Here is a 24,928-nt window from a genome sequence, read left to right on the forward strand (position 1 = left end):
CCGCCGTTCACGATGACCGGACGGCGACCCACTCGCGCTGCCTCGTGGGGACGGCGGCAGCGCGCCACCCGGACGGGGCGGCGGCCACTCCCGAGCAGGGTGACCGCCGCCCGGTCCGGTGCGGACGCCCCGGGAAGCTCAGTGCGCGGCGCCCATGACCCGGGCGTACTCCTGCGGGTCCGCGTCGAAGCCGCGCGTGCGCGCGTCCAGCACCCAGCCGCCCGAGGCGTCCCGGGTGAACTCGGCGACGGTGGCCGCGGTGGCCCCGGCGAGCTCCGCGAAGTCGGTGGCGGCGAGGTCGGTGTACCCCTCGCGGATGCGCAGCCCCGTGCCGCCGACGGCGGCGAAGGTCTTGCGGTCCGGTGCCGCGGCGGACCCGGTGTCCTGGATCACCACTCCGACCACCACCCGGCCCAGCTCGGGCGCGAGCCGGTCCAGTTCGAGGGTCATCACCTCGTCGAAGCCGAAGCCCTGCCCGGTGCGGCTGTCCCGGGCCAGGGTGACGGTGCCGTCGGGCGCGCGGCTGCCGAAGTGCACCAGGTAGACGGGCTCCCCGTGCGGGTCCGCGGCCCCGTACACGGCGGCGACGATGTCCAGGTCGTTGGCGGGCGTGCCGGCGGGGCTCGGGTCCCAGCGCAGCGCTATCTCCACCTTGGCCAGGCCCTTGCGTACTCCGCTCACCGAACTCCCCCTCCACGCGGCCGCTTCGGCCGTGACGTCCGGGCGCCATGCTGCCACGCCCCGGTGATCACCGTGCGAACGACCGTACACAACCGGCCAGTTCCGCACCGCCCCGGTCAGCGGTCCGGGCCGGCCGGATCCAGGCGTACGGTCTCCACCCAGCCGGGCGGCTGCGGCGCCCCCGCCCCGATCAGCGCGGCGATCAGCCGGCAGGACGGGGACTCCTCGGGCCAGGGGGTGTGGCCGTCGGTCAGCACGACGACCACGGACGGGCGCTCGGGCGCGGCCAGCGCGGCCGCGATGCCCACCCGCATGTCGGTGCCGCCGCCCCCGGCCAGGGTCACCTCGCGGGCACTGGTCACGCGGCTCACGGCGTGCACGTCGGCGTCGCAGGCCAGTACGGTGACCCGGTTGCCGCCCACCCCCACCTCGCGCAGCACCCCGGTGACCTCGGCGAGGGCCGCGGCGAGCTCCGCGTCCCCCATGGACCCCGAGGTGTCGATGACGACCGCCACCCTGGGCAGCGGCCGGCGCAGGCTCGGCAGCACCACCCGGCCGCCCAGCGCGGGCGTGCGGCGCGAGGGGCGCCGGTAGGTGTAGTCCACCGCCCCCGCGGCCCAGGCGGCGGCCTCCCGGACCGCCCCGGACAGGGCGCGGCGCCAGTCGACGGCCGGCTCCAGCACCTCCTGCGCCCAGCGCTCCCATCCGGCGGGCACGCTCCCCCGGCCCCGGGAGCGGTGGTGGGCGCGCACGGCCTGGGCGGTCTGGCGGCGCAGGGCCTCCGCCTCCACCGGGCCGATCCGGGACGTGCCGTCCCCGCCGCCACCGCCCAGCTCCCAGGGGGCCTGCCGGCCGTGCGCGCCCGAACCGCAGTCCACCCCGTGCGGGGGCGTGGCCGGGATGCCCGGCAGGTAGCCCTCGAACATCCCGCCCTTCGGCAGGCCGAAGAGCCCCGGCTCCATCCGGCCGGCCGGCAGCTCCAGCCCGTCGGCGAGGAGGTCGTCGTTGATCTCGCAGTCCTGGGCGATGTTGATCCGGACCGGATCGCGCTGGTCGGCGGCCGGCAGCCGGTCGGCGCGGCCGTGGTGGTCGCGCAGCAGGTGGGCCACCTCGTGGATCCACACCCCCGACAGTTCGGGGACGGGGGTGCGCGCCACGAACTCCGGCGAGACGTAGCAGCGCCAGTGCCGGTCGACGCCCATCGTCCGCACCCCGGACGGGCCCGGGGAGGGCACGACGGTCAGTGCGTACAGGGCGGAGGCGAGGTAGGGCCGGGCCTCGGCGGCCGCGTAGCGGGCGGCGAGCAGCTTGGCCCGGTCGAGCGGGACGTCCACCGGCGCGGCCCCGCCCGTCAGCGGGCGCCGGGCAGGGCCCCGGCCAGCTGGAGCAGTTCCACGAAGGCGTCGATCCCCGCGGGGACCGGCCAGGACAGGTCGCGCATCGCCGCGAGGTCGGCGGCGGCCCGCGCGGCCACGTCGGGGACGCCCGCGTCGACCGCCTTGGCGAGGACCTCCCAGCCGGCCTCCCAGCGGGAGCGGGTGGGTTCCGCCTGCACGGCGGCGACGACCGCGATGAGGAAGGCCAACTGGCGGTCTCCGCGCTCGGGCAGCGCGAAGGCGCCGGGGTCGGCCAGCACCCGCTCCGGGTCGGGCAGGTCCAGGTGCTCCAGGTAGGTCAGCAGCTCCAGGCCCGCCCCGTCGCCGACGGCCCCGGTGAGGGCGGCGGACAGGGCCTCCCGGCCCGCGCCGGCCGCGTAGCCGGTGGCCAGCAGGCGCAGCGCCATCTCCCAGGTGCGCGGGGAGGGCCAGGCCCGGCCGCGCGCCTCGGCGTCGTTCGGCATGTGGTGGACCAGACCCGGACGGGCGGTCAGGAAGCCGGACACCGCGCCCCGGGCGCGGGCGGCCGCGCCGGCGGAGCGGGCCGGGTCGACCGCGGGCAGGACGGTCTCGGGCCAGATGCCGGCCATTCCGCGGGCCACGGTGCGCGGGTCGTGGGTCCAGTCGAGGTGGACGAACCGGTTGGCGAGGGGTGGGCTGAGGTGCCAGCCGTCCGCCGCGCTGGCGGGCGGGTTCGCCGCCGCGACGATCCGTACGGACGCGGGCAGTTCGAGGCTGCCGACGCGCCGTTCCAGGACCACGCGCAGCAGGGCGGCCTGCACGGCGGGCGGGGCGGAGGACAGCTCGTCGAAGAAGAGCAGCCCGTGTCCGGTGCGGGCCAGGCGCACCGCCCAGTCCGGCGGGGCCATCGGCACGCCGGTGGTGGCGGGGTCGTCGCCGACGATCGGCAGGCCGGCGAAGTCGGAGGGCTCGTGGACGCTGGCGACGACGGTCTCCAGCGCCACCCCGAGGGAGGCGGCGAGCCGTTCCATGCCCGCGGACTTGCCGATGCCGGGCTCGCCCCACAGCAGGACGGGCTGGTTGGCCGTCACCGCGAGGGCGAGCGCCTCCAGCTGGTGGTTGGCGGCGGGCTCGGTACGGGTGGCGCCGAGGCGGGCGGCCAGCGCGTCGGCGGCGGCGAGTGCGGGCGGCGGTACGGCGCTCATGCCCGGACCCCGCCGTCTTCGGCGGCGCCGTCACCGTCGGACGCGGACGGTGACGCGGACGCGTCGGACGCGTGCGGGTCGCCCGCCTCCGCGTAGCCGTCCTCGTCGTAGTCGTCGTCCTCGAAGTCGCCCCATTCGGCGCGCTCGGCCATGAACTCGTCGTACTCCTCGAAGTTGATGCCGGGGTGGCGCTCCTCGACGAGTTCCTTGAGGAAGGCCAGGTCGGTGCGCTTGTAGCGGGTCACCACCTGGCCCAGCGACAGCTCCATGTCGTCGGTCACGTCGGTGCGGGCGCCGGCCGCGAGGAGGGCCCGGACCAGGGAGGCGGTCCCGCCGTTCTGGACGGCGCTCTGGAGCGGGGTGCGCTCGGAGCCGTCCTGCTCCTCCAGGCCGAGTCCGGCCTCCAGGAGCCTGGGCAGCAGCTCCTCGTGCCGTACGAAGGGCAGCAGGTGCAGCAGCCCCTGGCCCCTGCCGTTGCGCACCCGGGGGTCGATCCCGGCGTCGAGCAGCGCGAGCACCCCGGGGGTGTCGCCGTGCTGGACGCGCTCGAACAGCTCGCGGCGCTCGGCGCGCAGGGCGCGCGGCAGCCGGCCCTCGCCGGAGGCCCAGGCCTCCCGGACCGCGAAGCAGCCCGCCACCTCGCCGCCGAAGGCCCGGAGCGCGCGTTCGCGCTGCTGCTCCTCGGCACTGTGCGGGACGTCGAGCACGCCGTCGCGGGAGCGGACCTCGTGCCACTCGCCCGTGCAGCGCACCCGGGCGGTCCGCGGCGCGGTGGGGGCGGGCGGTCCGGCGGCCGGTCCGGCGCCGGGGAAGAGGGCGGCGGCGACGAGCGGGTGCAGCTCGTGCGGGGCGGTGCGGCCGGTGCGCACGAGGTACGGGTCGGGCAGCGGCCGCCAGGCGTAGTCGGGCAGCCGGGGTACGTCGCGCACCTCGGACGAGTCCACGAGCCGGGCCCGCAGCGCGCCGTCCGGGCCGGTGTGCTCCACCAGCAGCAGGCAGCGCCAGTGCGGGGCGAACTCGAACCGGTCCCCGGCGCCCGCCCCGGCGAGGCGGCGCACCCCGGCGGCGAGCAGGGCCGGGTCCAGCGTGGCGGCCCTCAGGGCGGCCGCGGCGTCGCTCCAGCGGTAGGCGTTCGGCGGGGCGCTCAGGTCCAGGGCGATCCCGGCGGCGGCGAAGGCCTCGACGGTCTCGCCGCGCCACTGGAGCACGGCGGCCCACTCCGCCCGCCCGGCGGGATCGGCGGGGCCGGGGTCGGCGGTGGGCACCTCGTCCGCGCCGAGCGGGGTGCCGTCGGTACGGAAGAAGGGGATCCGGTCGGCCGGGCCGACGCAGGAGCGCAGCTCGGCGGCGTGCCGGGCGTCCCAGAACCAGCGGGCGCGGGTCCAGTCCTCGACGGCCCAGGAGGCGTAGGAGTGGCGGCGCGCGCCCGGGTCGACGGGGCGGCAGTGCAGCCGCAGCCGCTGCGGGCCGTCCACCATGGCGCGGGTGGTGATGTACAGGACGGGCGCGTCCGGGCCGGTGCCGTACCGGGCCAGTACGACGCGGCGGTTGGGGGCGATGACGGTACGGCCGCCCAGGACCCGGGGCAGGTGCCAGCGCAGCAGGTCGGGGGCGAAGTGGCGCAGGTCCTCCGCCAGCGCTTCGGCGACGGCGCTCCCGTACTCGGCGCCGATCGCGGCCGGGTCGACGGTGGTCTCCGTGCCGGCCGCGGCGCAGGCGGCGCGCCAGTCCCCGGCCAGGCGGTGCGCGGTGGCCCGCTCGATCGTCCCGGCGGGCACGGCGTAGCGGCGGATCCGCTGCCAGGCCGCCGCGTCCTCGGACGGGATCCCGCCGGGCGGCGCGGTGCGGGGGGTCTCGCTCACCGGTACACGCTCCCGATGGCCCGCAGGTCCGGGTGGGAGGCGCGGGCGGGGCGCAGCCGTTCGGCGAAGGAGCGCTTGAGGCGGCGGGGGGTGCCGGGGCCGAGGCCGACGTGCTCCAGCGGGGCGTCCGCGGGCAGGGCGGCGAGCAGGCTCTTGGCGCCGCGCCCGGTGATGCCGGTGTGGCGCAGTTCCAGGCGGCGCAGCGGGCTGCCCGGCAGGGCGGCGGCCAGGGCGTACGCGCCTTCGTCGCCGGTCTCGTTGCCGGCGGAGCCGAGGCTGCGCTCGGACATGGTCCGGCCCAGGTCCAGGGCCTCGATGCCGCCGAGGGCGTCGGCGAGGGCGCGGGCTCCGGCGACGCCGATGCCGTTGCCGCCGAGGCCGAGCCGGACGGGCCGCTCGGCGCCGGCGTCGGCGGCCGCGGCGGCGATGACGGCGACGCCCTCGTCGCCGAGGTGGTTGGCCGGTACGTACAGTTCGCGGACCCCGGCCTCGCGGATCAGGGCGGCGAGCAGCGGCGCGGCTTCGACGGTGAGGCCGTTGCCGCCGAGGAAGACCCGCTCCAGGGGGGCCTCGCGGTCGCGCAGGGCGTCCAGGAGGAGGCGTACGCCCGCTGCGCCGATGCCGGTGTTGACGAGGTCGAGGGTGCGCAGCGCGGTGTTGCGGCGCAGCAGTGCGGCGACCGTGCGGGCGCCGTCCTCGTGCAGGGGGTTGCGCTTGAGCCAGAGGGCGCGGACGGCGGTGTCGTCGGCGAGGGCTCCGGCGAGGGCGAGCACGCCGTCGGGGCCGATGCGGTTGCAGCCGAGGTAGAGGGTGTGGGCCCGGTGGCGGCCGGCCGCGCCGGTGAGGGCCGTCGCGAGGGTGCGGGCGCCCTCGTCGGCCAGGGAGTTGGTGCCGAGGAGCAGGTGTGCGGCGTGCGGGGAGGCCAGGGCGACGGGCAGCAGCCGGGCCGCGCCGGCGGGGCCGAGGCCCTGCTTGCAGAGGTCGACGCGGCCGTCGGTGCGCAGGGTGCCGAGGGGGAAGGTCTCGTCGGATGCGACGGGGCGGTCCTGGGCGAGGCGGTCGAGCAGCGGACCGAGGCCGGCCGGGTCGGCGAGGGGCAGGTCCGGGTGCTCGATTGCGGGGCACCGTACGGGCGTCGGCCGTGTCATCAGCATTCCACCGGTTCCGTCGCCGGCGCCCGGCGACCCTGCGACTTCGCGGAGCCGCGGCAGGCCGGCACGCCGTCGCGCCGTGCTGCCGCCGTTCCGACATGACGGAAGAGAAGTGGCAAGACCGGTCGGATTCGAACCGACGTCCTCCAGCTCGATGCTTGGGCGCGACGACCTCTGCGCTACGGCCTTGCCGAGGGTGATCATAGCGGCTCGACGGCCGGAAATCGATCACCCGTTTGAATATCCGAGGTGCTTCCGGGCCGTCTCCCCGCCTCCGGCGCTACCAGTCCCCGTCCTGGACCGGGTCGCCCGGGCGCGGCGCGTTGCCGAGCGGCAGGACCTGGCCGGGGGACGGGGGCGTCCACGGCGTGTGGTCGTCGCCGAGCCAGTCGCCGACGGGCTTGACCGCACCGAGGGGGCCGGCCGCCGGGAGGTCGGTGCCGGTCTCGTCGTAGTAGTCGTACCAGGGCAGGCCCGCCCGCGTGTAGGCGGCCCGGTCCACCGGCGAGGGCGGCGCGTCCTCGCCGGTAATGCGGCGCCACTCGGGCGGCGTGACCAGGTGGACGAAGACCCGCGCGGCGGGCCGGCCGGCCCAGTCGGAGGACCTGCGGTCGTCCTGGTAGACCTCCTGGCGCATCGTGCCGCCCACGCCGAGCCCCATGGCCGGAGCGGCGGGCCGGCGTGCGGCGGGCCGGGCGGGCGCGCCGCCGGGGGCGGGAGCGGCCATCGCCCTCGGGGCCGACCCCGGCACGGCCGGCACGGAGGGCGCCGGCGGGGGCGCACCGTAGCCGCCGCCGTAGAGGTTCTCGGAGACGGTGGGCAGGCGCCGCACCCGCTCCTCCTCCCGCCAGGCCGCGAGGGCCTCGGGACCGAGCGGGAACGCCTGGAGCTGCACCCCGCCGGTGACCTCCTCGCCGGTGACCTGCCCCTCGACGGTGGCCCCCAGGCCGAGCGGCACGGCGACGAACTGGCGCACCGTCCCGTCGCCCGAGTTGATCCCGTCGAGCCAGGGCTGGCGGGGCAGCACCACGTAGTTCTGCGGCCCGCGCTCCAGCCGGCCGGTCCACCGCCTGCCGGAGACGGCGCACACCTTGCCCACGCCGACCTGGAGCGCGGCGGGCTCCTGCGAGCCGCCGAAGCTGAGCCACATCGCCTCGCGCAGGTACACCGGCAGCATCACGCCGCCCTTGGCGAGCCATTCCGGCGGCACCGTGTCCGGGTGGTCCTCCACCCGTCGCAGCGGGAACTCCCCCAGACCCGGCGGGAGGGCGTGCGTACCCGATTCGGGGAGGCGCAATGTCCGGATGAACCGGATCCGTACCCCTTCGCCCAGCAGGAGGGTGTTCCCCTCGATCCTCGCCGCGCCCATTTCCTCGTTCGCCACCGCGGACAGCCCCCTTCTCCCGCCACTCACCGGCGCCGCCGCAAGATCCACGGCAGAACCGGATCGTTATCCTCAAGTTTTCCTCAGAAGTAGTGACGGTGCGGCCGTCACCTTCCTAGCTTCCTCATACACGTGCGCCCGTACCCCCGCGGTTCCGCACGCCCGCCCCCGTTCCCGCGTCATCCCCCGGGATTCCGCGTTCCCGAGGAAAAGAGTTCAGCATGAAGGTTCCCAAGGCCGGTGCGGTCGCCACGGTGATCGTCCTCGCCGCCACCGCCACCGGCTGCGGCGGCGAGGCCCCGAAGGAGCCCATCTCCATCGGCATCAAGTTCGACCAGCCCGGCATCGGGATGCGCGAGCCCGACGGCACCTTCACCGGTTTCGACGTCGACGTGGCCACCTACATCGCCAAGGAGCTCGGCTACAAGGCGAACGAGATCGAGTTCAAGCAGGTCTACAGCTCGGACCGGGAACTGCTGATCCAGTACAACGAGGTCAAGTTCGTCGCCGCGAGCTACACGATCAACGACAAGCGCCGCGAGAAGGTCGAGTTCGCCGGACCCTACTTCGTCGCCCACCAGGACCTGATGATCCGCGCCGACGACAACTCGATCACCAAGGCCGAGGACCTGAACAACAAGCGGCTGTGCACGGTGAGCGGCTCCACCTCCGCCGAGAACATCCGCAAGAACCTGGCGCCGAAGGCGAGCGTCCTGGAGCTCGGCGGCTACTCGGAGTGCCTCGTGGCCATCCGGGACAACACCGCCGACGCGATGACCACCGACAACTCCATCCTCGCCGGGTACGCGGCGCGCAAGGAGAACGCGGGCAAGTTCAAGCTGCTCGGGCTGAACATGAGCAACGAGAACTACGGCATCGGCCTCAAGAAGGGCGACAACGACCTTCAGCGGAAGATCAACACGGCGATCACCAAGATGGTCTCCGACGGTTCCTGGGAAGCGGCCGTGAAGAAGCACTTCGGCCCGGCCAACTACAAGTACGAGCCGGCGCCCCAGGTCACCACCGGCCACTGACGCACTCCGGGGCGGGGGCCCCGTCCGGCCCCCGCCCCGGTCTCCGCTCCGCTCGGCGCCGCGGTCTCCGCTCCGCCCGCCGTCCCGCTGCTACGCGAGCGGCGCCTTGCCGCGCAGCACGGTGAGGAACTCCCGCATCCAGGCCGGGTGGTCGGGCCAGGCCCGCGCCGAGACGAGGGTGCCGTCGACCACCGCCTCGGCGTCCCGGAAGCCGGCCCCGGCGGCCAGCATGTCCGGCTCCAGCGCCGGGTAGGCCGTGACCTGGCGGCCGCCCAGGCCCCCGCTCGCGGCGGTGATCAGCGGGCCGTGGCAGATCTGCGCGATCGGCTTGTCGTCCCCGGCGAAGGCGGCCAGGATCCGCCGCACCTCCGGGTCGTTGCGCAGGTACTCCGGCGCCCTCCCGCCCGGGACGACGACGGCCGCGTACTCGGCCGGATCCACGTCCGCGAAGGCGATGTCGGCGGGCCAGGTGTAGCCGGGCTTCTCCGTGTAGGTGTCGAAGCCCTCCTCGAAGTCGTGCACCACGAACCGCAGCTTCTTCACCGCGGGCGCCGCGATGTGCACCTCGTACCCCTCCTCCCGCAGGCGCTGGTAGGGGTAGAGCACCTCCAGGGACTCCGCCGCGTCGCCGGTCACGATGAGGATCTTCACTGCCATGGGCCACTCCCGTACGAGCTGTCGGCGGCCGCGTCGGGTCCGCCGGTGGGCACCCGCTACCGTGCCCGGGGCGCACGGCGGACAAACTCCAAGGTCCACGTCCCCGACACATGGTTTTCACGTGTAAGGCACATGACAATAGGATCCTCGCACTGCCACCTGACACCCCGCCAACTGCCATGGCGGGGACGGTGTTTGTGGAGAGGTATCCCCCACGTCATGAGAATCTCCCGTACCGCCCCCTGGGCCGCCGGGCTCGCCGCGGCCGCCCTGTTCCTCATACCGGCCAGCGCCACCGCCGGCCAGCACCGCACCACCGCCGACACCGCGCAGGCCGCTCCCCAGGCCTACCCGGTGACCGTCGACGCCTACTACGCGGCCGCCGCGGGCAAGACCGGCGCCGCACTGAAGACCGCGCTGCACGACATCATCAAGACCCAGTCCAAGGTCAGCTACGACGGCGTGTGGAACGCGCTGAAGGTGACCGACCAGGACCCCGCGAACCCGAACAACGTCATCCTGGTCTACTCGGGCCGTTCCCAGTCCAAGTCCACCAACGGCGGCGGGGCCAACGACTGGAACCGGGAGCACGTCTGGGCCAAGAGCCACGGCGACTTCGGCACCGCCACCGGTCCGGGCACCGACCTGCACCACCTGCGCCCCGAGGACGTGACCGTCAACAGCACCCGCGGGAACAAGGACTTCGACAAGGGCGGCAGCCCCGTGGCGGAGGCCCCGGGCAGCTTCACCGACGCCGACTCCTTCGAGCCCCGGGACGCGGTCAAGGGCGACGTCGCGCGGATGCTGCTGTACATGGCGGTCCGCTACGACGGCGGGGACGGCTTCGCGGACCTGGAGATGAACGACAGGGTCAACAACGGGAGCGCGCCCCTCTTCGGGCGGATCAGCCTGCTGAAGCAGTGGAACCAGATGGACCCGCCGGACGCCTTCGAGCAGCGCCGCAACCAGGTCATCTACGACACCTACCAGCACAACCGCAACCCGTTCGTCGACCACCCGGAGTGGGTCAACTCCATCTGGTAGCCGCCCCCTCACCGTCCGCTACTTGACGTAGACCTCTTCGAGGGTGTCGATGACCCCGGCCGCGTCCAGGTGGTAGCGGAAGGGCAGGCCCGAGTTCGGGTGGGCGGTCACCCACGAGGTCAGCTCGTGCGTGGTGACCGGCTTGCCCGTCACCTCGCCGGCGAGGACCGGCGAGGTGGCGGTGATCTTCGCGGTCTCCGAGACCGGGTAGTACGTCTCCTCGCCGACCGGCTCGAAGGGCCCGGGGCAGCCGAACTCCCCGTGCCTGACGATGAGGTGGTGCGCGCCGCCCTCGGGCGTGTAGCGGTACACCGCGATCGTGTCGGGCGAGATCGGCATCTTGTGGTCACAGGAGGGCGCGGGCGCCGGGGCCGGGGGCTTCTTCGCCGCCGGGGTGGCCGGCGCCGAGGGCTTGGCCGGCGCCCCGGTCTTCGAGGCCGCGGGCGCGGACGGCGTGCCCGCCGCGGAGGGCGCGGCGGGGGCGGCCGCGCCGGGCGGGCCGTCCGGGGCGGCCGCGTCCTCCCCGTTCCGGCAGGCGGTGAGCACCAGTGCTCCGCACATCGCGAGGGCGGCCATGGCCGCGTGCCCCCGTACCGCTCTCATCCCGGTCTCCCTCTGCCGCGTTCCGGTGTCGCCGCACCGTAACCCCCGGGATCCGGCCAGGGCGATGGCCTGAAGTGATTCGTCACCGGGCCGGGATCGGGTCGTTGCGGAGTGCGGACCTCCGGTGCGGTGGCCTACCGGGCGACCCGGCCCGCGAGGGCCTGGAAGTCCGTCCAGGCGGCCTGCGGCGGGCGGGGGTCCCAGACCTTCTGGGCCAGGGCGGCCAGCGGCAGCCGGATGCCCGCGGCCACCTGGTCCGGGGTCTGCGAGGCGGCCAGGTCGCACCAGACGGCGAGGCGGGCGCCGAGGACCTGCGGGTCGTAGCGGGCGGGGACGGCGGTGGTGCCGCGGAGCACGAGCGGGGTCCACTGTTCGTAGATCCGCTTGCCGGTCGGGTAGGTGAACTGGTTCGGCTCGCCGAGCACGTAGTACAGGTACTCGTCGTTGAGGTTGACCACCTTGCGGCCCGCGTCCAGGTACTCCAGCGGCGGCCGGGCGCCGATCTCCTTGCCCGTCCAGTACTCGGCCTGGATGTCCGGGGCCGCCTGGACGGTCCCGCCCCGGAAGAAGCCGTCGTTCCACGCCTTGAGGGCCTTGCCGGACGGCCGGACCACGGCCGCCCGGTCGTTCAGCCAGCCCGTCGCCAGGTCCTGCACCCGGGCGGTGGGCCCGTAGCGGGCCCGCGCCGCGCTCGCGAGGCCGGGGAAGGAGGCCTGGGGGTCGCGGACCACGAGGGCCTGGTACTCGTCCGCGCCCAGGTGCCAGGCGCCCGCCGGGAACAGCGGCAGGTACTCGCGCAGCAGCTCGTCGACCAGCTTGGCCGAGGCCGGGTTCGCTATGTCCACGGCGCCCTTGACGGCCCGGCCCGACGCGTCGCGCAGTTGGAGCTCCGGGTGGGCGCGGAGCACGGCGCCGAGGTGTCCGGGCGAGTCGATCTCGGGGACCACCGCGATGTGCAGCCGGGCGGCGAGCGCGTTGATCCGGCGCACCTCGGCCTTGGTCAGGTGGGGGGTGGAGACGATCTCGGGGTGGGTGGCGGACTCGATCCGGAAGGCCTGGTCGTCGGAGAAGTGCAGGCCGAGCTGGTTGAGCTTGAGGTCGGCCATCTCGCGCAGCCGGCCCTCGATCCACTCGGGGGTGAAGTACTTGCGCGCGATGTCGAGGTTCAGGCCGCGCTGCGGCTTGGCCGGGACGTCCTTGACGGTGCCCTCGGGGGCCGAGCCGGCCCCGCGTATCTCCTGTTTGAGGGTGCGGGTGCCGTAGAAGACGCCCGCCTCGTCGGGGCCGCTGATCCTGACCCGGCCGTCCTGGACGGCGAGGGTGTACGACTCGGCCGGTCCGGAGCCCTTCGCGGCGAGGGCCAGCTGGACGTCGCCGGGCCCCGGCCGGTCCGACTCGGCGTACCCGAGGCCCAGTTCGCCGGCGATCAGCTTCCCCTCGTCGGCGAGGGCCGCGCTGTCGGCGGGTGCGACGAGGACGCGGGCACCGGGGGCGGGCTTCCAGCCGGGACCCCGGGCGGGCACGTGCTCGCGTACGGACGGCACGGTGCGCGGGGCGGCGGAGAGGGGGTACGAGGACGCGGGCGGCCCGGTCGGGGACGGGGTCGGAGGGGCCGCGGTCGGGACGGGCGACGGGGAGGCGGCGCCCTGCGCGGCCCGGCTGCCCTCGGCTCCGGCGGAGCAGGCGGGTACGGCGAGGGCGACCAGCGTGGCGGCCGCTGCCGTCGCGATGGCCCGACTTCCGCGGAACCGCCCGGTCGTCTGCCTCATCGTGTACCCGTGTACCCGTGTAGCCGTGTCCCCCGTACCAACCTGGCACGGGGGACGCGGTCGCGCGACCCGGGACGGCGGCTACGCGGCGGAGTCGGCCCGCTCCAGGGCCTCCAGGGCGGCCGTCCCGAACCCGTGGTCCTGCTCGGGGGCGCCGCCGCCGACGCCGACGGCGCCGATCAGGTGGCCGTCGCGGTGGACGGGGAGCCCGCCCGCGATGAAGAGCAGCGGCCGGTCGAGCGCGGTGGGGAGGCTGTGGAAGGGCCCGCCGGGCAGTACGGCTTCGGCGAGGCCGGCCGTGGGGGCGTTCAGCTGGAGGGCGGTGAAGGCCTTGCGCGTGCTGGTCTCGCCGGAGATCAGGACGGCCCGGTCGTCGCGGCGGAAGGCCAGCGGGTGGCCGCCCGCGTCGAGGACGGTGACGCTGACGGCGACCCCGGCCGCCTCGGCGGCGGTGCGCGCCGCGTCGACGAGCAGTTCGGCGTCCCCGGTGGTCAGGGGGGTGATGCGGGTGCGGGTGGCGGTGGTGCGGGACATGGTGGGGCTCCTGTTGCCGTGTGGTGGTGCGGGTGGTGCGGGTGGGGGGTCAGTGGTGGACGGGGGCGGGCGCGGCGGCGGGGGTTCCAGCCGCGAGGACCCGGCTCCCGCCCGTCGCGCGGCGGGCCGTACGGCGCTCCAGCGCTCCGGAGACCAGGGCGAGGACGAGGGCGGAGGCGGCGAGCGCGGCGCCGACCCAGTTCGGGGCGGTCCAGCCGAGCCCGGCGGTGATGACGAGCCCGCCGAGCCAGGCGGCGAGGGCGTTGCCGAGGTTGAAGGCGCCGATGTTGACGGCGGAGGCCAGCGTGGGGGCACCGGCGGCCTGGTCGAGGACCCGCTTCTGCAGCGGCGGCACGGTCGCGAAGCCGAGGGCGCCGATGAGGAAGACGGTGACGGCGGCGCCCGCCTTGTCGTGGGCGGTCAGGGTGAAGAGGGCCAGTACGACGGCCAGGGCGCCCAGGGAGGTGTACAGCATCGGCATCAGCGCCCGGTCCGCGTAGCGGCCCCCGACGAGGTTGCCGGCGACCATGCCGAGCCCGAAGAGGACCAGCAGCCAGGTGACGGAGGTGTCCGCGAAGCCGGCGACGGCGGTCATCATCGGGGTGATGTAGGTGATCGCGGCGAAGACCCCGCCGAAGCCGAGGACGGTCATCGCCATGGCCAGCAGGACCTGGACGTTGCGGAACGCGGCCACCTCGTGACGTACCCGCACGCCCTCGGGGCGGGGCAGGTCGGGGACCAGCCGGGCGATGCCGAGCAGGCCGAGCACGCCGAGGGCGGCGACGATCAGGAAGGTGACGCGCCAGCCCAGGTGCTGGCCGACGAGGGTGCCGAGCGGGACGCCGACCACGTTGGCCACGGTCAGGCCGGTGAACATCATGGCGATGGCGCCGGCCTTCTTCTCGGGCGCCACGAGCCCGGCGGCGACCACCGAGCCGATGCCGAAGAAGGCGCCGTGGGCGAGGGAGGCGACGACGCGTCCGGCCAGCATCACGCCGAATGAGGGGGCGAGCGCGGAGAGCAGGTTGCCGGCGATGAACAGGCCCATGAGCAGCATCAGCATGCGCTTGCGGGGGACGCGGGTGCCGAGGACGGTCATCACCGGGGCGCCGAGGACCACGCCGAGGGCGTAGCCGGTGACCAGGAGGCCGGCGGTGGGGATCGAGACGCCGTAGCCGGCCGCGACCTCGGGGAGGAGGCCCATGATCACGAACTCGGTGGTGCCGATCCCGAAGGCTCCGATGGCGAGGGCGAGGAGCGCGAGAGGCATGACGAAGCTGCCCTTCAGGGTGCGGGGGTGGGGTGGGGGGTGGCGCCGGGCGAACGTTCTTGCGCTCGCCGGTTGCGCTCGTCCACATTAATTGCAGACGCGGGATATTTGCAAGCGCGGGCTATTGCGCCCGTGACCTATCCTTGGCGGTACGCGCGCGGGGCCCGACCACCCGCCCGCGCCGCCGCCCCAGCACCCGCACCCACGCCCGTACCCACGACGGAGGAGCCCCCATGACGGCCACGGACAGCGCACTGACCGGCCTCGCCCAGGGCTGGTGCGCCCTCTCCCTCCTCCACGGCCGGATCGAGGCCCACATCGAACGCGCCCTCCAGGCCGGACACGGCCTGAGCGTGCGCGAGTACTCCCTGCTGGACGTGCTCAGCCGCCAGCACGGCGGCCCCGGCGGGCACCTGCGGATGCACCAGGTCGCCGACTCCGTGGTGCTCAGCCAGAGCGCGACGACCCGGCTGGTCAGCAGGCTGGAGGACCGTGGACTGCTGAACCGCTACATCTGCGACACCGACCGCCGGGGCATCTACACCGACGTCAGCGAAGCGGGCCTGGCCCTCCTGGACCAGGCCCGCCCGACGAACGACGCCGCCCTGCGCGAGGCCCTGGACGAGGCCGCCCGCAACCCGGAGCTGGCCCCGCTGGTGGCGGCCGTGGAGAACGCCGGCTAGGCCGTCTCTTTAGGATCTTGCGGGTCTGGGGGCACCTCCCAGCGGTAGCTGGGGGAGCCAGATCCGGAAGAGACGGCCTAGCGGCCGGCCGGCTGCGTGGCCGGCGGGAGGCCGCCGGCCCCCGCCGGGGTCGGGGTGGCCGAGCCCCCCGGGGGCACCGCGGAGGACGGGACCGCGGAGCGGGACGGCCGTCCCGGGGTGGCCGACGGGACCGGGACGGGGATCCCCTGCCCGGTGGTCGCCCCCGCGGGGGCCGACGGCGGCACCGGCGACGAGGGCGACGGCGAGGACGGGGCCGGGGACGACGACGGCGCGCTCGGCCGGGGCGAGACCGACGGCCCGGTCGGGCCGAGCTCCGGCGGCGCGGCGGGCGGCTCGGGTCGGACCGGCCGCTGGTCGGGCCCGCCTAGCACCAGGTACCCGGCGAGGGCGGCCGCGGCGAGGCCGGAGACGCCCGCCAGGGCCCATCCCCCGCGGCGCAGCCACAGTGAGCGCACGGAGAGCCGCCGCAGGTGCGGGCCGGGCGGATCGGCGGGCCGCAGCGAGCGGACCGTCACCTCCTCGGCCCTGGCTTCCAGGGCCTCGCGCAGCCGGCGCTCCACGGGGCGTTCGCCGTCGGGCGCGTGACCCGTAGGACCGGTCATACCCTTCCCTCCAGAATCCTCTCCAGCGCGTCCAGGCCGCGGCTGGCGTTCGACTTCACCGAGCCCCGGCTGATGCCCAGGGTCTCGGCGATCTCCGCCTCGCTCATGTCGGCCCAGTACCGCAGCACCAGCACCTGCCGGCGGCGCGGGGTCAGCCTCCCCAGCGCGGACAGCACCTCGCGGTGCGCCTCGTCCAGGACCACGGACGCCTCGGCGGAGGGGACGTCGGCGGTGACCGGCGGGATCCAGGCACGGGCCGTGCGGCGCCGGCGCAGCACGGACCGGGAGGTGTTCACGACGGCGGTGCGCAGGTAGCCCAGCGCGTTGTCCACCTCCGAGATCTCCTCCCCGTACCTGCGGTAGAGGGCGGTGAAGGCGTCCTGCACCACGTCCTCCGCGGTGCCGGTGTCGTCGACGAGGAGCACGGCGAGACGGACCATGCCCAGGCGGTGGGCGTGGTACAGCTCGCTGACCGTCGGCGGGCGCGGGGACTCCCCCGCACCGTGGCCGCCGTAGGAGGACGACGGGGACGCGTACGTGTACGGGTACGCGCGGGTGTCCGCCGCGCTCCCGCCGGGTCCGGACTCCGGCGGGGCGCTGCGTTCGCGGCGCGTGAGCCACCACCACAGGCCCCGCCACGCCCGGGGGGAACCGGGCGTGAGGGGGCCGGCGGTCAGTGCTGGTTCGAGCACGGGTGTCCTCAGTTGGCGGCGCGGCGCCGTACGGCGAACAGGGCGCCGCCGCCTGCGGCGACGAGCGCGGCCGCGCCGGCCCCGAGGGCGATGGTGGTCGCCGAGGAGCCAGTATGCGCGAGCTCAGCGGCGTCACCGGAACCGGGCGTCGCGGAAGGGGCGGCGGAGGGCCCGCCGGCACCGGCCGGGGACGTCGGGCTGGGCTTGGCGCCGGCCGGCGCCGAGGGGACCGGGGTGGGCTTCGCGCTGCCCGGGGACGTCGGGACCGCGCTGGGCTGTCCGCTGCCGGCCGGGGACGTCGGGGCCGGGCTGGGCGTGGCGCTGGCCGGCGCCGACGGGAAGGCGCTCGGCGCCGCGCTGCTGGTGGGGGTCGGAGCGGCGGAGGCGCCCTGCGCGGCGAAGGCCGGCCCGGCGAGGGCGAGTACCGTCCCGGCGGTGGCGGCGGCGAGGGCCGCCCGGCGGGCGGTGGCGGGAACAGCGCGCTTCAGGTTCTTCACAGTGGCTCTCCACGGTCGGTTCGAGGGCGGGAACTTCGCCCTTCACCCCCGCACGACGCGCGAGTCCCCGATCGGTTGCCGCCGTTTCCGAAAAACTTTCCGCGGGTTCCCGCCGCCCGTCGGATCAGGGCCGCGGCGGGGGCCAGGGGACCTCCTCCAGCAGCGGCAGCAGCACCTCCTCCTCGTGGTCGAGGTGGGCGTTCAGCTCCGCCGTCATCCGGGCCAGTTCGGTGCGGAACCGCTCGGGTTCGGCGATGGCCACCCCGTCGAGCAGGGCCACCAGGGAGGCCTGGATCCGGGCGACGGTGCGGTGTTCCTCCCGCAGCCGCTCGAAGACGGGTGCCAGGTGCGGGTGGTGGGCCAGGGTGCCGGGGAACAGGTGGGCGTCCTCGCTGGTGTGGTGGAACTCCAGGCCCTGGCAGAAGGCCAGGCAGCGCTGGCGGATCTGGAGCCCGAGTCCGGGGGCCGGCGGGAGTCCCGGTCCGGTGTGGGCGGCGCGGGCCGCGAAGTGGGCCTCCGTCTCGGCTCCGACGTGGCGCAGCTGGGCCCGCAGCCAGGTGTGGACCTCCAGGAGCTTCCCGGCCAGGGTGCAGATCCCGGCGGGGGGCCGCCAGCCGTCGGGATCGGCGGGTTCCAGGCGGACGACGGGCAGCGGGCGGATGGTGCGCCCCTGGTACTCGCCGTAGCCGGGGGCGGTGCGCAGGACGGCGTCGAAGAGTTCGGTGCGCCGGTCCCCCTCGGCCGGTACGGCGAGGGCGTCGAAGGCGTCGGCGCCGAGCTCCACCCGTACCTGCGGGTGGGCCAGGAGGTTGTGGTACCAGGCGGGGTGGGCGGGGGCGCCGAGGTTGGAGGCGACGACCAGCAGGACGCCCTCGTGGCGGACGAAGCCGAGCGGGGTGGTGCGCTCTTCTCCGGACCGGGCGCCGGTGGTGGTGAGCAGGAGCAGGTCCTCGCCCTCGAAGTAGCCGCCGACCTTGCCGTGGCGGGCGCGGAACTCCTCGATGACGGAGCGGTTGAAGTCCTGTGCGGGTGTGGGCACGTGTGTGTTCCCTCTGGGTGGGCCGGTCCGGCACGCCGCCGGTCCCCCGGCGGGCCGCTGCGGGGAGGGCCGCCGGGGCGGGGCGTGCGGAACGGGCGTACGGACGCGCGTGCGTGCGTACGGGGTTCGGAAGAAGGGGAGGCGGCTGCGGCTCGACGGCCGGGCCGCGACGCGGGGGCCGCGGGTGCGGCCGCGCTACGTCAACTGCGGGGCGCGGAGTACCGACTCATGGCGTGTCCCTGAGTGAAGGGTGTTCGCCCGATCACCGGCCGGCCCACTGCTCTGTGGCCGGAGTCACGCGACACCGCTCGCCATTAGACGGGGCGGGCGCGGCGGTTGTCAACGCCGATGATCTTGTACGGTCTGCCGCAGTGCCCGGCCGAGGACGGCCACGCCCTCCTCGATCTCACCGGCCGGCCCGGCCGCGTAGCCGAGGATCAGGCCCGGCGGGCCGGGTCGCAGCCGGTGCCAGGACAGCGGGTGCGCCTTGACGCCCAGGGTCAGGGCCGCGCCGGCCACGGCGGTGTCGTCGAAGGAGGCTCCGTCGAAGGTGACGGTCAGGTGCAGCCCCGCCGCGGCGCCGTGCACCCGGGCTCCGGGCAGGTGCTCGGCGACGGCCCCCAGCATCGCGTCCCGGCGGCGGCGGTGGCGGCGGCGGACGAAGCGCAGGTGGCGCTCCAGTTCGCCCGAGTCCATCAGCCGGGCGAGGACGAGCTGTGCGAGGACCGGGTTGCCGAGGTCGGCGTAGCGCTTGGCCTCGACGACGGCCTCCCGCAGCCGTCCCGGGACCAGCAGCCAGCCCAGCCGCAGGGCGGGCGCGAGCAGCTTGGACACGCTCCCGGCGTAGCAGACCCCCTCGGGGGCCAGGGCCCGCAGGGCGGGGACGGGCGCGCGGTCGTAGCGGTGCTCGGCGTCGTAGTCGTCCTCCAGGACCAGTCCCCCGGCGGCGGCCCAGGCCAGCAGCGCGCGGCGGCGCTCCCCGTCGAGGACGACCCCGGTCGGGAACTGGTGCGCCGGGGTCATGAGGACCGCCCGCGCCCCGCTCGCCCGCAGCGCGGCCACGTCCAGCCCGGCGCCGTCCACCGGTACTCCGACGACGTCCAGCCCGCCGTGTTCCAGCTGCTGGCGCGCCCCCAGCGAGCCGGGGTCCTCCACCGCCACCCGGCGCACGCCGGCCCCGGGCAGTACCTGCGCGAGCAGCCCGAGGGCCTGGGCGACCCCGGCGACCACGACGACCTCGGCGGGGTCGACGCGGATCCCGCGGTTGCGGGCGAGCCAGCCGGCGACCGCCGACCGGAGGGCGGGCGCGCCCTGCGGGTTGCCGTAGCCGAAGTCGGCCGGGGTGAGGGCGGCGAGCACCCTGCGCTCGGCCTGGATCCAGGCGGTGCGCGGGAAGGCGGTGAGGTCGGGCACCCCGGGCGAGAGGTCGATCCGGCAGGGCACGGCGCGCAGCGCGTCCACCAGCCCGCCGCGCGGTACGGCGGCGGCGGGTCCGGCCTGCGGGGGCGGCGGCGCGGCGACGACCACGGTGCCGGCCCGGCCCCGGCCCTCGACCTGGCCGGTCTCGGCGAGCCGCTGGTAGGCCTCGGTCACCAGTCCGCGGGAGACGCGGAGTTCGGCGGCGAGCACCCGGCTGGCGGGGAGCCGGCTGCCGACGGGCAGGGTGCCGTCGGCGATCGCGGCGCGCAGCCGGGCGGCGAGCCACTCGGTGCGGTTGCCGGGCGGGGCCTGGCCGATGTCGAGCTGGAGGAAGTCCGAGCCGGTAATGGACCCCTCGGCGGCACCTTCTTTGGACCTGCTCACGGGGCCATTGTCCCTCCAGGCTGGACGGCATGAGCACTTCCACTTCCGCCCCGTCCGCCGCGTCCGTCTCCCCCGCACGTTCCGCTCCCCTTCGGGACCTGCTCCCCGGGATGGCCGGGATGGCGCTGGTCGGCAGCAGCGTCACCGTCTCCCGCTCCCTGGTCGACGCCCCGCTGTTCGCCGCGCAGGCCGTCCGCTACGTCGCCGCCGCCGTGCTCCTGGTCCTGCTCGCGCGGGCCGCCCGGGTGCCGCTGCTGCGCCCCCGGGGGCGGGAGTGGCTGTGGCTGGCCGGGATCGCGGCCGGCGGGCTGGTGCTGTTCAACGTGGCCGTCGTACGGGGTGTGGCGCACGCCGAACCGGCCGTGATCGCCGTCGCGGTGGCCTCGGTGCCGGTGCTGCTCGGGGTGGCCGGGCCGCTGCTGGAGAAGCGGCGGCCCAGTCGCCGGGTGCTGCTGGCGGCGCCCGTGGTGGTCGCGGGGGCGGTGCTGGTCGAGGGGACCGGGCGCACCGATGCGGCGGGGATCGGCTGGGCGGTGCTGGCGCTGGCCTGCGAGGCGGCGTTCACCCTGCTCGCGGTGCCGGTGCTGGGGCGGCACGGCGCGTGGGGGGTGTCCGTGCACGCAGTGTGGATGGGGGCGGTGATGCTGGCGGTGCTGTCGGTGTGCACGGAACGCCCGTCCGCCCTGGCGGAGCTGACCGTCGGGCAGTGGGGCGCCGTCGGGTACCTCGCCGTGCTGGTGACGGCGGTGGCCTTCCTGCTCTGGTACCGCACGGTGGCGGCCGTGGGCTCCGGCCGGGCGGGGCTGCTCACCGGGATCGCCCCGCTCGCGGCGGCCGGCGCCGGGGTGCTGTCGGGCGGCGGTGCGCCCCGCCCGGCGGTGTGGCTGGGCCTGGCGGTGGTGGTGGCCGGGCTGGCGCTGGGGCTGCGCGGCGCGGGCGGCCCCCCAGATGCCTGACCGCGGCGCGGCGGCCGGGGCGGCCCGGCCGCACGGGGATCAAGTCCCGGCGGGCACCAGGACCACGGCGGTCCCGTAGGCGCAGACCTCCGTCCCGACGTCGGCGGCGTCGGTCACGTCGAAGCGCATCATCAGCACCGCGTTGGCGCCGCGCGCCCTGGCCTGCTCGATCAGCCGTTCCATGGCCTGGTTGCGGGTCTCCACGAGGGTCTTGGTGAGTCCCTTGAGCTCGCCGCCGATCATGGACTTCAGGCCGGCGCCGATCTGGCTGCCGAGGTGGCGGGAGCGCACGGTGAGCCCGAACACCTCCCCGATGACCTGCTCGACGCGGTAGCCCGGGACGTCGTTGGTGGTCACGACCAGGACGCCGGTCTGCTGGGCGCCGGGGCCGCCGCCGTAGTCTTCGATACCCATGGGCCCACTGTGCTGCCGGGGACGGCCGCACGCATCCGCAGTGCTTCCGCGCCTGCCCGGCGCCGTCTAGAAGATATTGGGCATATCGGGCTAATCGGCGGTGCGTCGGCCGGGGCCCCGCCCGCTCCCTCGTCATAGTCGTCCGTGGCAGCCAAGGGGCTGCCGCCCCCCGCCGCGTCCTGCGGCCGGGCGGAAGCCTTCGTGGAGGAGCGGCTCATGCTGAAGCCCACCAGGACCATCCTCGCCCTCGCCGCCGGCAGCATGGTGCTGGGTCTGTTCGGCGCGGGCGTCGCCGTCGCGGACGACGGTCCGCTGGTCGACGGACCCGCCGTGGAGGAGGCCCTCGACGGGGACTCCGGCTACGACGAGTACGACGAGTACGACGACGGGTCCGAGTACGACGAGTACGACGACGAGCAGTCCGGCGCTCAGGCCGCCCAGAAGCCGGGGAGCTCGAAGCCCCAGGCCCAGAAGCCCGGGAGCCGGAAGCCCGCCGCCGACGGTCCCGTCACCTACCCCAAGCCCAAGTACTCCCTGGGCAAGGTGGTCTCGCGCGGCCCCCTGAAGGTCCGCAGCAAGCCCACCACCCACTCGAAGCCCCTGTACAAGGTGCACCCGCACCAGAAGCTGTCGATCGTGTGCAAGACGCACGGCGAGAAGGTCGACGGCAACAACCTCTGGTACCTGCTGGAGCACAAGAAGGACAAGAAGCCGGTGGACGCCACCGACGGCATGAACGGCCTCGACGGCCTCGACGCCACCGAGGGCACCGACGGCAAGAGGGGCGCCCAGGTGCGCAAGTACGACTACAAGCACGCCTGGGTCTCGGCCCGCTACGTGAAGGACATCACCCCGGTGAAGTGGTGCCGCTTCTGACCCTCGCGGTCAGCTCCCCCGGGCGTACGGGACGGTGCCCCACGGCTCCGCCTCCCGTACGCCCGGCGGCGTGTCAGAAGTCCCCGTAGTTGACCTGCCAGGTCGGCAGACCCATCCGGCGCCAGACGGCGACCACCCGGTCCCGGTCGTCGAGCGAGACCCGGACGGCGTAGCGGTCGCGCACGTGCGCGTCGAAGAGCTCGGCCTTGACCACGTCGTCACGGCGGGTGTCGCCCGCCGCCCGCATCCACAGCTCGTCGTACGGCACTTCGTGGCGCCGCAGCCAGGACTCCGTCTGCTGCCGGTGCTCCTCGCTCCGCCCGGACAGCAGCACGATCACGTCCCCGTCCGCGCGCCGGAAGGCGTCGAGCGCGTGCCGGACGGACTCGTTCAGCAGGTCGGTCTCGCAGCGCGAGAAGTCGTACGGGCCACGGTCGCCGGTGAGGGCGAGCGTGCCGTCGATGTCGCACATCACGGCGGACGGGAGCGCGGGGTCGGCGACGTAGGGGCGGACGGACGGCTGGTCGTTCAGCCACTCCGCGGTCAGCCGCCAGCCCCCCTTCTTCACGTTGGCGTGCTTGCCGGCGAGTATCCGGATGATCTCCTCGCCGACCGGCCGCTCCCGCGCGGCGTCACGGCGCAGGCACTCCTCCACGGACACGTCGGTGAAGTCGTGCACGACGAAGGTGGCGCGCCCGGCGACCGCGGCCTTGAGCCGCTTGGGGATGTTCGACGTCAGGTGGGTGTTGTCGACGACCACGTCGAAGCCGTCGTCGACCGCCGCGCGGACCGCCGCGTCCTGCACGGCGAGCACGGTCTGCTCGTGCCGGTACGAGCGGCCCCGCTCGGGGTCGGGCAGGTCGAGCATGGCCCGCAGGTCGTCGAGGTTGACCCGCCGCATGCGGCCGCCCGCCTCTGCCTGGAGGGCGCGGGCCGCGGTCGTCTTGCCCGAGGCCGGCAACCCCGTCATGACGTGGACCACGGGGAGTTCGGGCTCTTCGGACACGTTCAGTTCTCCTCGTCGGTGGTGTAGGGGTCGGCCGTCTCCGGCCGGACGGCCCGCCAGGAGACGAGCTCGGTGCTGCGGCCGTCCAGGCGCGTGAACATGGCCGCGCGGATCTTTCCGTCCCGGATCTCCTTGGCGGCGCGCGCGAAGGCACCCCGGTCGCCGGTCAGGTGCGCGAGCGCCCCGAAGGCCTCGTCGACCTCCCGCTCCCGCCGGGCGAAGGCCTCCTCCAGCCCGGCGACGACCTCGCGCACCCACGCGTCGAACTCGTCGGGGACCTGCTCCAGGAGGGCGTCGAGCGGCTTCCCGCCGGCCTCCTCCACGTCGGCGACCGTGCAGTTCAGGCCCTGGGCGAGCAGCTTGGCGGACACTCCCGCGAAGCGCTGGACGCCGTGGGCGCGCCAGACGTCCCGCTCGTTGACCCCGGTCAGCAGCTTGTGCAGGCGTACGTACTCCGTGAGCTTGGCCTTGGCGCGCACGCCGGAGGCGAAGCGCAGGACGAAGCCCTCGGCCTCGGTGCCGGTCGCGGACCCGCCGCCGGGCAGGGTGTTGGACTCGGCCAGGGCGAGGAGCTCGTCGAGCGGCATGGCGGGCCACACCCGGACGACGGAGCCGACGCCCCGCCAGTGGCCGGCGGCCTCGGCGAGCGGCACCTCGGTGCCGTCGGGGCCGAAGGCGGCCAGCAGGACGAGGTCCCGGCGGTCGCCGTAGTCCACGACGATCCGGTTCTGCGGGTAGAGGATCTCCGCGAGGTAGGTGGTGCCGGGCACGAGGGCCGTGGTGTCGCGGGTGTCGAGGCGGCGCTGCGCCCAGGTGGCCTGGCTGCTGATGAAGGAGCCCTTGGAGGCGACCCGCCAGCGTCCGGCGTAGTGGAAGACCACGGCGAGGCTGCCGTCGACCTTGTCGTAGACCTCGAACGCCTCGTCGGGCAGGGCGGGCGCGTAGGGGCGGCCGGAGGTGTGCTCGCCGACGTTGAAGAACTTCGGCAGCGGCAGCGCGACGACCGCTCCGGTCTCGTCGTCGGCGACGAGGCCGCGGCAGCGGGTGGTGACCGTGTTCCATATCTGCTCGTACTGGGCGGTGCGCGTGTACGTGTAGATGGACAGCGGCAGTTCGGGGTGCTGCTTGCGGGTCACGTGTCCGGCGTCGATGGCGTCCGCCAGCTCCTGCGCGGGCAGCAGGCCGTGCAGAGTCAGGTGGTCCTGGCTCATGGGTTCCTCCCGGTTCGAGATGGCTCATTCTCACGTGCGGGAGGGACCGGCCGGTACTGAATTTCCACTGGTCAGCGGCCAGGCGCCCGGTTCCGCCAGGGAGGATGACGCCCGCTCGGGCGGCCCGGTTCCCGGTCAGTGCGAGACGCAGAGCTCGTTGCCCTGGGGGTCGGCGAGGGTGGTCCAGCGGTGGGGGCCCTGGCGGCCCTCGTGCAGGAGGGTGGCGCCCTTGGCCACGAGGCGGTCGACCAGGACGCGGGGGTCGTCCTCGCCGGTGCGGACGTCGAGGTGGACGCGGTTCTTGACCGCCTTGGGCTCCAGGACGAACTGGAACAGCACCCGGGGAGCCCGCTCCGTGCCGCCGGGGTGGCGGATCGCGGCGCCGGCCTTCCAGACGAGCGTGCCCCGGTGGGTGGTGGTGTCCTCCTCGGTGGCGTGGCCCGCCTCGATCATCTCCCGGACGAACTCCTCGTCCGTCGGCTCCCGTTCCCAGCCCAGCGCGTCCGCCCACCAGTCGGCGAGCGGGTGCGGGTCGGTGGAGTCGACGGTCACCTGGAACGTGTAGGCCATGGCGGG

General features: G+C 75.1%; 25 protein-coding genes and 1 tRNA gene. 5 read left to right on the forward strand and 21 right to left on the reverse strand.

The genetic code is table 11. From position 1 onward, the window contains the following. Positions 1 to 138 precede the first annotated feature (138 nt). From ACIPW5_RS02290 to ACIPW5_RS02320, 7 genes are all read right to left on the reverse strand, one after another. A complete protein-coding gene (locus ACIPW5_RS02290) occupies positions 139 to 681 on the reverse strand; it encodes a TerD family protein (protein ID WP_401239136.1) in 543 nt (180 codons plus the stop codon). 116 nt (positions 682 to 797) lie between these two features. After that, complete coding sequence (locus tag ACIPW5_RS02295; protein WP_401239139.1) at positions 798 to 2,015, reverse strand: VWA-like domain-containing protein; 1,218 nt, start codon at positions 2,013 to 2,015, stop codon at positions 798 to 800. Positions 2,016 to 2,032: 17 nt separating this feature from the next. Continuing rightward, on the reverse strand, positions 2,033 to 3,223 hold the full coding sequence (locus tag ACIPW5_RS02300; protein WP_401239142.1) for an AAA family ATPase: 1,191 nt from the start codon (positions 3,221 to 3,223) through the stop codon (positions 2,033 to 2,035). After that, positions 3,220 to 5,085 (reverse strand): ankyrin repeat domain-containing protein, encoded by a 1,866-nt coding sequence (locus ACIPW5_RS02305; protein ID WP_401239145.1) that lies wholly within the window; start codon positions 5,083 to 5,085, stop codon positions 3,220 to 3,222. Before ACIPW5_RS02305 ends, ACIPW5_RS02300 begins: the two co-directional genes overlap by 4 nt. After that, on the reverse strand, positions 5,082 to 6,233 hold the full coding sequence (locus ACIPW5_RS02310) for a gala protein (protein WP_401239147.1): 1,152 nt from the start codon (positions 6,231 to 6,233) through the stop codon (positions 5,082 to 5,084). The genes ACIPW5_RS02305 and ACIPW5_RS02310 overlap by 4 nt, the downstream gene beginning before the upstream one ends. Before the next feature lie 116 nt (positions 6,234 to 6,349). Continuing rightward, positions 6,350 to 6,425 (reverse strand) — tRNA-Arg (locus ACIPW5_RS02315). A 91-nt stretch (positions 6,426 to 6,516) separates the two neighbouring features. After that, a complete protein-coding gene (locus ACIPW5_RS02320; RefSeq protein ID WP_401240070.1) occupies positions 6,517 to 7,605 on the reverse strand; it encodes a hypothetical protein in 1,089 nt (362 codons plus the stop codon). Positions 7,606 to 7,841: 236 nt separating this feature from the next. Here ACIPW5_RS02320 and ACIPW5_RS02325 point away from each other — a divergent pair, with 236 nt between their 5' ends. Further along, positions 7,842 to 8,654 (forward strand): glutamate ABC transporter substrate-binding protein, encoded by an 813-nt coding sequence (locus ACIPW5_RS02325; RefSeq protein ID WP_401239149.1) that lies wholly within the window; start codon positions 7,842 to 7,844, stop codon positions 8,652 to 8,654. Positions 8,655 to 8,744: 90 nt separating this feature from the next. Here ACIPW5_RS02325 and ACIPW5_RS02330 read toward each other — a convergent pair whose 3' ends face one another. Then, on the reverse strand, positions 8,745 to 9,311 hold the full coding sequence (locus ACIPW5_RS02330; RefSeq protein WP_401239151.1) for a DJ-1/PfpI family protein: 567 nt from the start codon (positions 9,309 to 9,311) through the stop codon (positions 8,745 to 8,747). A gap of 219 nt (positions 9,312 to 9,530) precedes the next feature. Here ACIPW5_RS02330 and ACIPW5_RS02335 point away from each other — a divergent pair, with 219 nt between their 5' ends. Further along, complete coding sequence (locus ACIPW5_RS02335) at positions 9,531 to 10,355, forward strand: endonuclease I family protein (protein ID WP_401239154.1); 825 nt, start codon at positions 9,531 to 9,533, stop codon at positions 10,353 to 10,355. Between the two features lie 18 nt (positions 10,356 to 10,373). Here ACIPW5_RS02335 and ACIPW5_RS02340 read toward each other — a convergent pair whose 3' ends face one another. The 4 genes from ACIPW5_RS02340 to ACIPW5_RS02355 form a co-directional block, all read right to left on the reverse strand. Continuing rightward, positions 10,374 to 10,958 carry a hypothetical protein gene (locus ACIPW5_RS02340; RefSeq protein ID WP_401239157.1) on the reverse strand — a complete coding sequence of 195 codons (585 nt, stop codon included), beginning with the start codon at positions 10,956 to 10,958 and terminating at the stop codon, positions 10,374 to 10,376. Positions 10,959 to 11,092: 134 nt separating this feature from the next. Further along, complete coding sequence (locus ACIPW5_RS02345; protein ID WP_401239159.1) at positions 11,093 to 12,727, reverse strand: glycoside hydrolase family 20 protein; 1,635 nt, start codon at positions 12,725 to 12,727, stop codon at positions 11,093 to 11,095. An 81-nt stretch (positions 12,728 to 12,808) separates the two neighbouring features. Then, positions 12,809 to 13,261 (reverse strand): heme-binding protein, encoded by a 453-nt coding sequence (locus ACIPW5_RS02350; RefSeq protein WP_401239162.1) that lies wholly within the window; start codon positions 13,259 to 13,261, stop codon positions 12,809 to 12,811. A gap of 49 nt (positions 13,262 to 13,310) precedes the next feature. Continuing rightward, complete coding sequence (locus ACIPW5_RS02355) at positions 13,311 to 14,531, reverse strand: MFS transporter (protein WP_401239164.1); 1,221 nt, start codon at positions 14,529 to 14,531, stop codon at positions 13,311 to 13,313. A 233-nt stretch (positions 14,532 to 14,764) separates the two neighbouring features. On the opposite strand from ACIPW5_RS02355, the gene ACIPW5_RS02360 reads away from it, so the two are divergent. Next, positions 14,765 to 15,214: a MarR family winged helix-turn-helix transcriptional regulator gene (locus ACIPW5_RS02360; RefSeq protein ID WP_401239167.1), complete on the forward strand. Its 450-nt coding sequence runs from the start codon at positions 14,765 to 14,767 to the stop codon at positions 15,212 to 15,214. A gap of 77 nt (positions 15,215 to 15,291) precedes the next feature. On the opposite strand, the gene ACIPW5_RS02365 is transcribed toward ACIPW5_RS02360, so the two are convergent. The 5 genes from ACIPW5_RS02365 to ACIPW5_RS02385 all read right to left on the reverse strand — a co-directional run bounded on the left by ACIPW5_RS02365 (position 15,292) and on the right by ACIPW5_RS02385 (position 19,889). Further along, on the reverse strand, positions 15,292 to 15,858 hold the full coding sequence (locus ACIPW5_RS02365) for a hypothetical protein (protein ID WP_401239170.1): 567 nt from the start codon (positions 15,856 to 15,858) through the stop codon (positions 15,292 to 15,294). Further along, positions 15,855 to 16,550 carry an RNA polymerase sigma factor gene (locus tag ACIPW5_RS02370; RefSeq protein WP_401239173.1) on the reverse strand — a complete coding sequence of 232 codons (696 nt, stop codon included), beginning with the start codon at positions 16,548 to 16,550 and terminating at the stop codon, positions 15,855 to 15,857. Before ACIPW5_RS02370 ends, ACIPW5_RS02365 begins: the two co-directional genes overlap by 4 nt. 8 nt (positions 16,551 to 16,558) lie before the next feature. Continuing rightward, a complete protein-coding gene (locus tag ACIPW5_RS02375) occupies positions 16,559 to 17,047 on the reverse strand; it encodes an LAETG motif-containing sortase-dependent surface protein (RefSeq protein ID WP_401239175.1) in 489 nt (162 codons plus the stop codon). A 124-nt stretch (positions 17,048 to 17,171) separates the two neighbouring features. Then, the gene (locus ACIPW5_RS02380) at positions 17,172 to 18,086 is read right to left on the reverse strand and encodes a nitroreductase/quinone reductase family protein (RefSeq protein WP_401239178.1); all 915 of its coding nucleotides are present in this window, start codon (positions 18,084 to 18,086) and stop codon (positions 17,172 to 17,174) included. A 339-nt stretch (positions 18,087 to 18,425) separates the two neighbouring features. Beyond that, positions 18,426 to 19,889 carry a PLP-dependent aminotransferase family protein gene (locus ACIPW5_RS02385; RefSeq protein ID WP_401239180.1) on the reverse strand — a complete coding sequence of 488 codons (1,464 nt, stop codon included), beginning with the start codon at positions 19,887 to 19,889 and terminating at the stop codon, positions 18,426 to 18,428. Between the two features lie 29 nt (positions 19,890 to 19,918). Here ACIPW5_RS02385 and ACIPW5_RS02390 point away from each other — a divergent pair, with 29 nt between their 5' ends. Further along, on the forward strand, positions 19,919 to 20,845 hold the full coding sequence (locus tag ACIPW5_RS02390) for a DMT family transporter (RefSeq protein ID WP_401239183.1): 927 nt from the start codon (positions 19,919 to 19,921) through the stop codon (positions 20,843 to 20,845). Between the two features lie 39 nt (positions 20,846 to 20,884). On the opposite strand, the gene ACIPW5_RS02395 is transcribed toward ACIPW5_RS02390, so the two are convergent. Continuing rightward, positions 20,885 to 21,259 carry a YbjQ family protein gene (locus ACIPW5_RS02395; protein ID WP_362458255.1) on the reverse strand — a complete coding sequence of 125 codons (375 nt, stop codon included), beginning with the start codon at positions 21,257 to 21,259 and terminating at the stop codon, positions 20,885 to 20,887. A 216-nt stretch (positions 21,260 to 21,475) separates the two neighbouring features. Here ACIPW5_RS02395 and ACIPW5_RS02400 point away from each other — a divergent pair, with 216 nt between their 5' ends. Beyond that, complete coding sequence (locus tag ACIPW5_RS02400; protein ID WP_401239186.1) at positions 21,476 to 22,135, forward strand: hypothetical protein; 660 nt, start codon at positions 21,476 to 21,478, stop codon at positions 22,133 to 22,135. A 73-nt stretch (positions 22,136 to 22,208) separates the two neighbouring features. On the opposite strand, the gene ACIPW5_RS02405 is transcribed toward ACIPW5_RS02400, so the two are convergent. The 3 genes from ACIPW5_RS02405 to ACIPW5_RS02415 all read right to left on the reverse strand — a co-directional run bounded on the left by ACIPW5_RS02405 (position 22,209) and on the right by ACIPW5_RS02415 (position 24,922). Continuing rightward, positions 22,209 to 23,141 (reverse strand): AAA family ATPase, encoded by a 933-nt coding sequence (locus tag ACIPW5_RS02405; protein WP_401239188.1) that lies wholly within the window; start codon positions 23,139 to 23,141, stop codon positions 22,209 to 22,211. Between the two features lie 2 nt (positions 23,142 to 23,143). Further along, positions 23,144 to 24,352, reverse strand: a complete 1,209-nt coding sequence (locus ACIPW5_RS02410; RefSeq protein WP_401239191.1) for an RNA ligase — start codon at positions 24,350 to 24,352, stop codon at positions 23,144 to 23,146. Positions 24,353 to 24,487: 135 nt separating this feature from the next. Continuing rightward, positions 24,488 to 24,922 carry a VOC family protein gene (locus ACIPW5_RS02415; protein WP_401239194.1) on the reverse strand — a complete coding sequence of 145 codons (435 nt, stop codon included), beginning with the start codon at positions 24,920 to 24,922 and terminating at the stop codon, positions 24,488 to 24,490. Positions 24,923 to 24,928: the final 6 nt, after the last annotated feature.

The sequence above is a fragment of the Streptomyces sp. NPDC090077 genome, assembly GCF_044747545.1.
In the GTDB taxonomy this organism is placed as follows: Bacteria; Actinomycetota; Actinomycetes; order Streptomycetales; family Streptomycetaceae; genus Streptomyces.

Coding starts and splice junctions, on each gene's coding strand:
- ACIPW5_RS02300 (WP_401239142.1), bottom strand. CDS start 3,223: ATGAGCGCCGTACCGCCGCCCGCACTCGCCGCCGCCGACGCGCTGGCC.
- ACIPW5_RS02310 (WP_401239147.1), bottom strand. CDS start 6,233: ATGACACGGCCGACGCCCGTACGGTGCCCCGCAATCGAGCACCCGGAC.
- ACIPW5_RS02320 (WP_401240070.1), bottom strand. CDS start 7,605: ATGGGCGCGGCGAGGATCGAGGGGAACACCCTCCTGCTGGGCGAAGGG.
- ACIPW5_RS02325 (WP_401239149.1), top strand. CDS start 7,842: ATGAAGGTTCCCAAGGCCGGTGCGGTCGCCACGGTGATCGTCCTCGCC.
- ACIPW5_RS02330 (WP_401239151.1), bottom strand. CDS start 9,311: ATGGCAGTGAAGATCCTCATCGTGACCGGCGACGCGGCGGAGTCCCTG.
- ACIPW5_RS02335 (WP_401239154.1), top strand. CDS start 9,531: ATGAGAATCTCCCGTACCGCCCCCTGGGCCGCCGGGCTCGCCGCGGCC.
- ACIPW5_RS02340 (WP_401239157.1), bottom strand. CDS start 10,958: ATGAGAGCGGTACGGGGGCACGCGGCCATGGCCGCCCTCGCGATGTGC.
- ACIPW5_RS02345 (WP_401239159.1), bottom strand. CDS start 12,727: ATGAGGCAGACGACCGGGCGGTTCCGCGGAAGTCGGGCCATCGCGACG.
- ACIPW5_RS02350 (WP_401239162.1), bottom strand. CDS start 13,261: ATGTCCCGCACCACCGCCACCCGCACCCGCATCACCCCCCTGACCACC.
- ACIPW5_RS02355 (WP_401239164.1), bottom strand. CDS start 14,531: ATGCCTCTCGCGCTCCTCGCCCTCGCCATCGGAGCCTTCGGGATCGGC.
- ACIPW5_RS02360 (WP_401239167.1), top strand. CDS start 14,765: ATGACGGCCACGGACAGCGCACTGACCGGCCTCGCCCAGGGCTGGTGC.
- ACIPW5_RS02365 (WP_401239170.1), bottom strand. CDS start 15,858: ATGACCGGTCCTACGGGTCACGCGCCCGACGGCGAACGCCCCGTGGAG.
- ACIPW5_RS02390 (WP_401239183.1), top strand. CDS start 19,919: ATGAGCACTTCCACTTCCGCCCCGTCCGCCGCGTCCGTCTCCCCCGCA.
- ACIPW5_RS02395 (WP_362458255.1), bottom strand. CDS start 21,259: ATGGGTATCGAAGACTACGGCGGCGGCCCCGGCGCCCAGCAGACCGGC.
- ACIPW5_RS02400 (WP_401239186.1), top strand. CDS start 21,476: ATGCTGAAGCCCACCAGGACCATCCTCGCCCTCGCCGCCGGCAGCATG.
- ACIPW5_RS02410 (WP_401239191.1), bottom strand. CDS start 24,352: ATGAGCCAGGACCACCTGACTCTGCACGGCCTGCTGCCCGCGCAGGAG.
- ACIPW5_RS02415 (WP_401239194.1), bottom strand. CDS start 24,922: ATGGCCTACACGTTCCAGGTGACCGTCGACTCCACCGACCCGCACCCG.